This window comes from Pseudomonas sp. LBUM1673 (assembly GCF_059695645.1).
In genome coordinates this window covers 5339448-5349513 of the sequence record NZ_CP166780.1, presented here as the reverse complement: position 1 = coordinate 5349513, position 10066 = coordinate 5339448, and the positions used below count along the sequence as shown (strand labels likewise).

The 10066-nt window shown below is 58.5% G+C and carries 6 protein-coding genes; 3 read left to right on the top strand and 3 right to left on the bottom strand.

Annotated features, from left to right (window positions below; translation table 11 throughout):
* Positions 1-44: 44 nt before the first annotated feature.
* Both ACA044_RS24520 and ACA044_RS24515 read right to left on the bottom strand, forming a co-directional pair.
* On the bottom strand, positions 45-3155 hold the full coding sequence (locus ACA044_RS24520; protein WP_497443662.1) for a transglycosylase domain-containing protein: 3111 nt from the start codon (positions 3153-3155) through the stop codon (positions 45-47).
* Positions 3156-3478: 323 nt separating this feature from the next.
* Positions 3479-3937, bottom strand: a complete 459-nt coding sequence (locus ACA044_RS24515) for an REP-associated tyrosine transposase (RefSeq protein WP_497443661.1) — start codon at positions 3935-3937, stop codon at positions 3479-3481.
* A 578-nt stretch (positions 3938-4515) separates the two neighbouring features.
* Between ACA044_RS24515 and ACA044_RS24510 the strand changes: the two genes are divergently transcribed.
* The gene (locus ACA044_RS24510) at positions 4516-5937 is read left to right on the top strand and encodes an amino acid permease (protein ID WP_497443660.1); all 1422 of its coding nucleotides are present in this window, start codon (positions 4516-4518) and stop codon (positions 5935-5937) included.
* 280 nt (positions 5938-6217) lie between these two features.
* On the opposite strand, the gene ACA044_RS24505 is transcribed toward ACA044_RS24510, so the two are convergent.
* Entirely contained in the window at positions 6218-7342 is a 1125-nt protein-coding gene (locus ACA044_RS24505; RefSeq protein ID WP_497443659.1) for an OpgC family protein, read from the bottom strand.
* Positions 7343-7601: 259 nt separating this feature from the next.
* Between ACA044_RS24505 and ACA044_RS24500 the strand changes: the two genes are divergently transcribed.
* Both ACA044_RS24500 and ACA044_RS24495 read left to right on the top strand, forming a co-directional pair.
* Complete coding sequence (locus ACA044_RS24500) at positions 7602-8543, top strand: glycosyltransferase family 2 protein (protein ID WP_497443658.1); 942 nt, start codon at positions 7602-7604, stop codon at positions 8541-8543.
* A gap of 1 nt (position 8544) precedes the next feature.
* Positions 8545-10053 carry a glucosyltransferase domain-containing protein gene (locus ACA044_RS24495; protein ID WP_497443657.1) on the top strand — a complete coding sequence of 503 codons (1509 nt, stop codon included), beginning with the start codon at positions 8545-8547 and terminating at the stop codon, positions 10051-10053.
* Positions 10054-10066 lie beyond the last annotated feature (13 nt).

The following is a 10066-nucleotide window of genomic DNA, read 5'->3' as shown; positions in this document are numbered from 1 at the left end:
TCGAATCTGAAAAATAACTAAATACCACCTGCTTCGCAGAAATCTCACAGCCGCGATAGCGGAAGCGGCTGACACGCGACACTGCTATTCGGTTGCAGGTATGGCGTCAGAATCGGCGCCATGCCCTTGAGCACCTGCACCGGCAACGCCGAAGTGAATTTGAAGGTTTCGGCCGTGCGCCCGGGCACGAACGCTGTCATCGTGCCGAAGTGGCGATCGCCGATGTAGAACACGAAGGTCGCGGTGCGGTTGATCGATTTCGAACTCAGAATCCGCCCACCCGAACCGACGGCCTCAATGCGGTTATCACCGGTCCCGGTTTTACCGCCCATGGCCAACGGTTGGCCATCCGGCAATGTGAAACTGCCAGAGACACGTTTGGCCGTGCCGGCATCCACCACTTGCGACAAGGCTTCACGCATGGCCGTGGCGACTTCGGACGGCATCACCCGTTTGCCGACGTCCGGGTCATTGATCAGTTTGGTTTCGTACGGTGTATTGGCCGCGAAGTGCAAACTGTCGATGCGCAGCGTCGGCATCCGCACACCGTCGTTGAGGATGGTGCCGATCAGTTCCGCCAACGCTGCCGGACGGTCGCCGGAACTGCCGATGGCGGTGGCCAGTGACGGCACCAGGTGATCGAACGGATAACCGACTTTCTGCCAGCGCTGGTGAATATCGAGGAACGCTTCGATCTCCAGCATGGTGCGGATCCGGCTGTCGCGGGCACCCTTGTGGCGGCTTTTGAACAGCCAGCTGTAGACTTCCTGGCGTTCGAAGTGGCTGGCTTTGACGATTTGGCTGAACTTGGCGTCGGGGTTATTCAACAGGTAGCCGATCAACCACAGATCCAGCGGGTGAACCTTAGCGATGAAGCCCTGATCCGGCAGGTCGTAGGCACCGGGGCCGTAGCTCAGGTAGAGGCGTTCGAGGCGTTCGTCGGTCAGTTTTTCATTGAGCTTGACGCCTTTGAGGTGCGAGCGCACGAAGGTGTTGAAACTTTCCTGACTGGCCTGTGGCAACAGATAACGGTGCACCGCGGCCATGCGAATCGGTGTCGGGCGCATGCCGTCGAGAAAGGTCTCGAGCCGCGCCTTGGTGTCTTTGTTGCGGTATTTCTTCCAGAACTTCAAAAGGAATGAGGTGCCTTCTCTGTCGGCGAATGAGGCCAGGTATTCCTGACGCCGAGGGTCGCGATCGTCCTTGAGCAATTCGGCGCTGTTGTTGGGACCGGAATAGGTGGTGTAGCGCACCAGGTCGCGCATCAACCGAATGAACGGCAGGTTGATCGACTCACGCAGGGCATCGCGTAGCGTCGGCAGGCGGCCATTGTCTTCCTTGCGGAAGTTGACGAAGATGTGCAGCCCGCCGCCGGTGAAAAAGGCTTCGCCGGGGCTGGCGGAGTATTTGCGATCCAGCGCGGCACTCAGCATGTTCGGCAGGTTGTGGTCTTTGTTCTGGATCAGGTAATCAACGGCCCAGCGGCTCAGGCGGTCCTGGTCCGGGACGTCGACTTTTTTCAGTTCAGGGACGGTCATCGTTGCGTACTTATCGTGCAGCTCGGCGATGATCTGCAAATAGGTGGTCAGCACGCGCATTTTTGCGGTGGAGCCCAGTTCCAGCTTGCTGCCTTCATTGATGTCGAACGGCTGGTCGGTGCTGTCGGTCTGCACCCGCACCCGCGAGCCGTCGGGGGTCAGTTCGAACAGCGTGAAGCTGTAGCGTACTTGCGTAGTGCTGGTGGGGGTGAGCAGGCGTTCACCGATCAAGCCGATCTGCGCCGCAAAGTCTGGATCGGCCAGATGCTTGAGATACTCGGTGGCCTGGGATTGCAGATCGCCTTGCAAGGTGCTGGTGGCCGAGAGGTCGAGGCGATCGAGGTCGTACAGCGGACGATTGAGCAAACCCGCCAGACGACTGCGCGCCACGCTGATGCCTTTGTTGGTTTCGATCGGCTGAATGGTGGGTTGCGTCTGCCAGTCGCGATAGATCACTTTGCTGGTCAATGCCGCCGCCGCGAGTGGCGCATCGATCACGCCATTCTGTGCCAGCAGGCGAATATGGCTGTCGGTGAGACTGGCCAATTCATCATGGCCCTTGGTCAAGTAATGGGAAGGGCGACGCTGAGCAATCATCAGTGACAGCATCTCACGCAGGGCCAGGCCTTTTTCCGACAGGCTTTTCTGATCGGTATCGGTGCTGGCCAGCCGTTCGTTGGCCTTGTTGAAATCGGCGCCATACCAGACGCGCAGGCCTTCGGCCATGCCATGCACTTCGCCGTGGCCCGGCACCGCCGACAGCGGAACACTGTTGAGGTAGTCGCGAATCACATTTTGCCGTGCCTGAAGGGTTTCCGGCCCCGCCTGATAAGCCCGCACACTGGCGGAAATCATTTGCCGGATTTTTTCCGCGCCAGACACCGTCAAGCCATCGGGCGAGTGCCGATATTTCTCAAGCTGCGTCGCCAGCGTACTGCCGCCCGCCGACTGACCGGGCAGGCGCAACAGCTTGGCCACCTGGGACCACGCGGCCATGCCGAACCGCGGCCAGTCCACGGCGGGGTTGGCCAAGGGTTGACGGGGATCGAGCAAAAAGCGGTTTTCGATGAAGAGCAAGCTGTTGACCACCACCGGAGGGATCGCCGCGAAGTTTGAATAGAGCTGCTGGGGGTACTTGAATTGGTACAGCGGGGCCGCGCGGCAATCGGTGATCGACAGCCCGGCCTGGATTTTCTCGGCATAGGGCAGGAAAAAGCCCTTGTCGCTGTACTTCATCAGCGCTGGGGAAAAGCGGGTTTGTGCCGACACCACGTAATCGCGCTTGAGCAGGCGCGGCAGAAATTCATCCATGGCGCTGTAACCCAGGCGTTGATCGAACGGGCCCGCGCCTGGGTAGCGAATCGCGTCGCTGGGGCCGGGTTGCAGCTCGTACTTCAGCGAGGCGGCATATTGGCTGATTTCCCGGGCTTGAAACTTGGAGGTGCGCATTTCCTTGGCCGCGGCGAGGCCCAGGACAATCAGAATAATCAGCAGCAGCAACCAGAAAGCCCCCCAGCCGTGCCGGGAGCGACGGGGTTTCTCAGGTAAAGGCGCTTCATCCACTCGTTCAGTCGGAACCACAGTTTTACTCGAATCGGTTTGCCACAAAGCGCCCATAGTCGACTGATCCATTCACGCAGATTGATCGGACTTGTTTGAAGCTTAGACGGTGGTTGGCGTTGGTGAAAAAATTGTGAATAACCAAATGTCAGGTATGCACCATTCCTTGTGGAGAGGGGGATTGCTGTGGTTAGGGAGTTTGCTGTGATTAGGGGGCTTGCTGTGGTTAAGGGGCTTACTGTGGCGAGGGGGCTTGCCCCCGTTGGACTGCGCAGCAGTCCCAAAAACCAGTAACACTATGTTTGTATCAGGCAAACCGCATGTGCAGGATTTACGACTGCTGCGCAGCCGAACGGGGGCAAGCCCCCTCGCCACAAGGTTCAAAGCCAGCAGGCATCCCACAGCGGGTAATCGCCAATTTTCTTGACCAGACCTGCGCGCAATGGATTGGCAACAATGTAACGAGCGAACGGCAGGAGTTCTTCACCATCGCGGATTGCCCGATCGTGATAGCCGGTTTGCCATAGCGGACCACGCCGCCCGGTCATTTTGTTTACTGCCAGAGTGCAGCGTGACTTGGTAGAGCCGACAACATTGCCCAGATTGTTGTCCTGCAGCTGCATTAGCCAATGGAAATGATCGGGCATCACAACCCAGGCGATTGAATCCACTAATCCCGCATCGTGAACTCGGCGCAGTTCTGCGACAAGCAAACGTCCCAGTCGCCAGTCAGAAAATATGGGTTGGCGTTCGTGAGTAACTGCAGTGATGAGGTAAGCGCGGCCGTTTTCGGAGGTTCTACCAAAGCGCAGACGATGAGAGTTTGGTTGAGTAGGCAATCCATTGCTTCCTTGCGTAAGTAGTCAACTTGACGCTTCTCAGGCTAGTTCCCGACTTCCTGGATCGGGGCCGTAATTATTGAGTGAATATTCTGACTCTTGCGAAGGATTAATTTCGGTTGTGGCGAGGGGGCTTGCCCCCGTTGGACTGCGCAGCAGTCCCAAAAAACCAACAGCACCATGTTTGTATCAGGGACACCGCATGTACAGGATTTACGACTGCTGCGCAGCCGAACGGGGGCAAGCCCCCTCGCCACAACAGCTCCCTCACACTGCCTGGCTTTTGGCATGGCGACGCACCATCGGCGCCCGTTTCAGTAGCGAATAATCCTGCATAAGCCAGGTAATGCCCTCCGTAAACCGGGATTTTCCCGAGAGTTCTGGCTGAATGTTGTGATTTATAGAGTGAAAAACCCTATAGGAAGCTTTTTATACTGCACGCCCCGCTGATCTTGCAGGTTTTGTCCTGCAAGACGCGTCTGCCCACGAAGCAGGCCTGGTTTCAGAAAGCGCTGGCTTATCGGTCGGCGCTTCGACACTCGGTGTGTCATATCCAATAACAAGGAGGTTGTACCCCTATGCCAATCGGCAATCACCTGCCTCACGGCGAGACCGCTCAGGGCGGTCCGCTTAAACGCGAACTGGGCGAACGGCATATTCGCTTGATGGCGCTCGGTGCCTGTATCGGCGTCGGCCTGTTCCTCGGTTCGGCCAAGGCCATCGAAATGGCCGGCCCGGCCATCATGCTGTCCTACATCATTGGTGGTCTGGCGATCCTGGTGATCATGCGCGCCCTCGGCGAGATGGCGGTGCACAACCCGGTCGCCGGCTCGTTCAGCCGTTATGCCCAGGACTACCTCGGCCCTCTGGCGGGTTTTCTGACCGGTTGGAACTACTGGTTCCTGTGGCTGGTGACCTGCGTCGCGGAAATCACCGCGGTGGCGGTGTACATGGGCGTCTGGTTCCCCGACGTGCCGCGCTGGATCTGGGCACTCGCCGCGTTGGTCAGCATGGGGTCGATCAACCTGATCGCGGTGAAAGCCTTCGGTGAGTTCGAGTTCTGGTTCGCCCTGATCAAGATCGTGACCATCATTGCGATGGTGGTCGGCGGCATCGGGGTGATCGCTTTCGGTTTCGGTAACGACGGCGTCGCCTTGGGGATTTCCAATCTCTGGGCTCACGGCGGCTTCATGCCCAACGGCATGCAAGGCGTGTTGATGTCCCTGCAAATGGTGATGTTCGCCTACCTCGGCGTCGAGATGATCGGCCTGACCGCCGGTGAAGCGAAGAACCCGCAGAAGACCATTCCCAATGCGATCGGCTCGGTGTTCTGGCGGATTCTGCTGTTCTACGTCGGCGCCTTGTTCGTGATCCTGTCGATCTACCCGTGGAACGAAATCGGCACCCAGGGCAGCCCGTTCGTGATGACCTTCGAGCGTCTGGGCATCAAGACTGCCGCCGGCATCATCAACTTCGTGGTGATTACTGCGGCGCTGTCGTCCTGCAACGGCGGCATTTTCAGCACCGGGCGCATGCTCTACAGCCTGGCGCAGAACGGCCAGGCCCCGGCCGGTTTCGCCAAAACCTCGAACAACGGCGTGCCCCGTCGCGCGTTGCTGCTGTCGATCGCTGCCTTGCTGCTGGGCGTGCTGCTCAACTACCTGGTGCCGGAGAAGGTCTTCGTCTGGGTCACCGCGATTGCCACCTTCGGTGCGATCTGGACCTGGGCGATGATCCTGCTGGCCCAGCTCAAGTTCCGCAAAGGCCTGAGCGCCAGCGAGCGTGCCGGCCTCAAATACCGCATGTGGTTGTACCCGATCAGTTCCTGGCTGGCGCTGGCATTCCTGGTGCTGGTGGTTGGCCTGATGGCGTACTTCCCGGACACTCGCGTGGCACTGTATGTAGGGCCTGCTTTCCTGGTACTGCTGACGGTGTTGTTCTACGTGTTCAAGTTGCAACCGACCCATGTGCCGCAAGGTGCGGTGCGTTCGGCTTCGTAAGTTCGCAACGCCAGAAATGCAAAAAGCCCCGACCTGAATGATCGGGGCTTTTTATTGGTTGGTGCGATCTCCTGTGGCGAGCGAGCTTGCTCGCGCTGGGGCGCGTAGCGGCCCTAAAGGGTCACCGTTCAGACCGATCGCATGTACCGGATTACGACTGCTTCGCAGCCGAGCGGGAGCAAGCTCCCTCGCCACAAGAGCCCCTCGCCACAAGAGCCCCTCGCCACAAAAGCTCCCTGCCACAAAAGCCTCCTGCCACAAGGGTTGGCTTGTCTCAATGTCAGACGACGGTGACTTGGGCCGGCCGATTCAACCGCTTGTTGAAATCCAGCCAAGCCCCCAGCAACGCCATCAACCCGACCCCCAGCAGTGCACTGAATATTTGCATTGCCAGTGTGTTCCCGCCCAAGGCGTTAAGCATGTCTGCCAACGGCGCCAGCAACACGCCAAAGCAGAACACTTCCAACGAATAGCGGCCCATGCGACAGCTTTGTTGCGCCAGCCAGTGCTGCGTCCAGCCCGTGTCCGGCAACACCCTGGCAGTGACGTAAGCGAGGGCAAGGAAGTGCAGCAGGCGCGCTGGCGAGAGGTTGGTCTTGCTGATCGGATAGAGCCATTCGCCAAGCCATTGGGGCATGAAGGCGTCATGGACGGTCGGCCACTTCCACGACACTGCGATCAGCCCGGTCAGCAGCAAATAGCTCAGCGCTGCGATAAAAACCGGCTGCCGAGTCAACCGTCGAGGTTGCGGCACCCGAGGCCTTTGCCCGTGAATCGCCGCCGCGCCACCGAGAATAAACAGCAGCTGCCAGGCCATCGGATTGAAAAACCACACGCCCCCATCGGTGCCCGCCAGGTTCCACTGAAGCCATGGCGCCAGCAGGTACAAGGCCACCGACAACCCCACCACGTATTCAGCCTTGCGCAGCAGCATCGGCAGCACCAGCGGCAGGCCGAGCAGCAAAAAAATGTACAGCGGCAGCGGGTCCATCAGGTTCGGCTTGAAGCGCAGCAACAACTCATCCATCAACGCCTGCTGTGGGTTGCTGAGGAAATATTGCAAGCCCATTTCCTGCACCAGATCACGGGTTTCCACGTGGCTGTTGGCGAAAAACACAATGCCCATCAACAGCGCCAGCAAAAAGATATGCACCACATAAAGCACCCAGGTGCGACGCAGTATTTTCACCGTGGCGACCATGAACCCGTCGCGCCGGGCGATTTTTCCGTAGGCCAGCACCGCCGCGTAACCGGCCAGGAACACGAAAATCTCCGCCGCATCACTGAAGCCCACGTTACGCACCGTGAACTGCGCGAGCGGGTTTTGCGGTACGTGATCCCAGAAGATGAAGATCAGCGCCAGGCCGCGAAAAAAGTCGATTCGGTGATCGCGTTCAAACGTCATGACGGCGGGCTCTTGAACGGGTTGTTGAGGAGGGAGTGGACGGCGAAGCAAAAGGTTACTCGCCGCACATCGGCGGCGCGCAGGGTGGCGTGATTCGCAGATAATTGCAAAAGACCGGATATTACCGAATGTCTCAGTTGCCTATAGCGAACAAATGGGACTGCGTGTCCGTTGGTCTGCCGGGCAGTTCGCGCGCCAGAACGCCCCCAGATGGCGGTCTGGCGAACATCTACACTTCGATTTTCAGGAGTGTGAAAACGTGAAGGTTTCGCTGATTGTTCCGGTATTCAATGAAGAGCAGGCGATCAATCTGTTCCATCAGGCAGTGCGCCGTGAATTGAAACTTGACCCGTGTGAGGTCGAGATCGTGTTCATCAACGATGGCAGTACCGATCGAACAGCTGAGCAAGCCAAGGCGCTGGCACAGGTCGATGAACAGGTATTGCTGATCAACTTCTCGCGCAACTTCGGCAAGGAACCGGCGCTATTTGCCGGGCTGGAATATGCCACCGGCGATGCAGTGATTCCCATGGACGTGGACCTGCAGGATCCGATCAGAGTCATCCCGCAGTTGATTGCCGAGTGGCAGAAAGGTGCTGACGTGGTGCTCGCCAAACGCCGCAATCGTGACAGTGACAGTTATCTGAAACGCCACAGTGCGGCGCTTTTTTACCATTTGCTGAATAGAATTTCCTACACCCGGATCGAAGAAAACGTCGGGGATTTCCGCCTCATGGACCGCAAGGTGGTGAATGTGATTCGCGCACTACCCGAGCATCAGTTGTTCATGAAAGGCGTTCTGTCGTGGGCCGGGTTCACTACGGCGGTGGTGGAATACGAGCGGGCCGGGCGAGTGGCGGGAAGCAGCAAGTTCAATGGCTGGAAACTGTGGAACCTGGCGCTGGAAGGCATTACCTCGTTCAGCACCGTGCCGTTGCGGTTGTGGACTTACATCGGGGGCGGCATTTCGATTTTCGCGGTGCTGTACGCGGTGTACATGGTGCTGGACAAGATTTTCTTCGGCAACAGCGTCCCCGGTTACCCCTCGTTGATGACGGCCATTCTGTTTCTCGGCGGTGTCCAACTGATTGGCATCGGCATTCTCGGTGAGTATGTCGGCCGAATCTACATTGAAGCCAAACATCGGCCTCGCTATGTGATCAGAGACGTCATCGGTGGCAAAGACCGGATCGGGCTTTAGCATGGGCAGACTGAGCGACTTTTTCAGCAAGGAACTCGGGCGTCGCCGGGTCTGGCTGTTTTTTCTGATCGCGACCCTGGTGTATGTCATTCCGCTGATCCTCGCGGATTACCCTTATATCGATGACAACTGGCGCTCCCTGTCGGCCGGTACTGCCTGGGCGGGGCAGGGGCGGTTGTTCACCGAGCTGTTCTACAACCTGCTGACCTTCAGCGATGCCGCGCCGAACATCTTTCCGTTACCGCTGCTGATCGCCACGCTGGCCATGGCCTCGGCGTTGACCAGCCTGACCTTCCATTACTACCCGCAGCCGACGATGTCCTGCTGCCTGGTACTGTTGCCGCTCTGGTACAACCCGTTTTTTCTGCAGGCCCTGTCTTATCAATACGACGGGCCGGCTATCGCCATGAGCCTGGTGGCGGTGATTTACGCGATCACTTTTCGTCATCCCTCGCGCATTCTGCAATGGCTGGTGCCGGCCTTTCTGATTGCGCTGGGCCTGGGGTTCTATCAGGTGAGCCTCAATGTATTTCTGGGCCTGTGTTGTCTGGAGCTGTTCAGGGGCGCGAATGACAAGTGGCCCTGGCGGCAGTGGTACGAGTTGATCGGCTGGAAAGTCGCGCAGGCAGGGCTCGGCGGGTTGATCTACAGCGTCACGGCTTATCCATACATGAATCACGATCGTGCCTTGTTGCTGAACTGGGCGGCGTCACCCTGGCTGCAACTTGAAATCAACATCGGCCGCGTTCTGGAAAAAGTCGTGCTGCTGTTTCACGGTGGATTCACCTGGGTGTTCGCCGCGCTGCTGCTGTGTGCCCTTGCGGGCAGCGCACGGCTGGCCCGGAACGTAATTGGGCGGCAGGACACGGGGCTGAGAAAAATCGTGATGGGCCTGGTGTGTGTGCTGACAGTGCCGGTCGTGACCTTGCTGGTGTCGGGTGCCGCGCTGTTTTTCCGCGACTTCAATGAAGGCGCCAGAACCTTGATGGGGTTTGCGGTGTTGTTGGTGCTGTTGTTCTATTTGAGCCATCTGGCACTGGCGCCCATTCATGAGCGGCTGCCGATGCTGTTGGCGTTGCCTCTGCTGGGCATGCTTTCGCTGTCCTACGCCTATGGCCGCGTGCTGACGGTGCAGAACACCTTTGCGTCCAGCGCGTTGTTTTCTCTGGGGCAGGACATTGCGTCCCATCGGCAACTGCGCGAGGCCAAGCGCATTTACATGTCGGTGAGTTATTCCGATCACTGGCTGGTGGAGGCCGCGGGCTCGTTCAAGCAGATGCCGGTCTTGCATTATCTGCTGAACATCAACTTCTTCATGCTGGCTGAAAACCTGCCAAAGGCGGGCATCACGAATGTGGTTGCCGAGAGGGAGCGACGCAACGCGACCCTGGTGGGTTACCAGGGTTATCCACCGCTGGTGGAGAGCCAGTTCTACCGCCTCTATCTGCTGGGCGATTACGGTTTCATCGTGATGAAAGAGCCGGCCCCGATCACCACGCTTGCGTGGTGAGCCATGAGGATGA

Coding starts and splice junctions, on each gene's coding strand:
- ACA044_RS24505 (WP_497443659.1), bottom strand. CDS start 7,342: ATGACGTTTGAACGCGATCACCGAATCGACTTTTTTCGCGGCCTGGCG.
- ACA044_RS24520 (WP_497443662.1), bottom strand. CDS start 3,155: ATGGGCGCTTTGTGGCAAACCGATTCGAGTAAAACTGTGGTTCCGACT.
- ACA044_RS24495 (WP_497443657.1), top strand. CDS start 8,545: ATGGGCAGACTGAGCGACTTTTTCAGCAAGGAACTCGGGCGTCGCCGG.
- ACA044_RS24510 (WP_497443660.1), top strand. CDS start 4,516: ATGCCAATCGGCAATCACCTGCCTCACGGCGAGACCGCTCAGGGCGGT.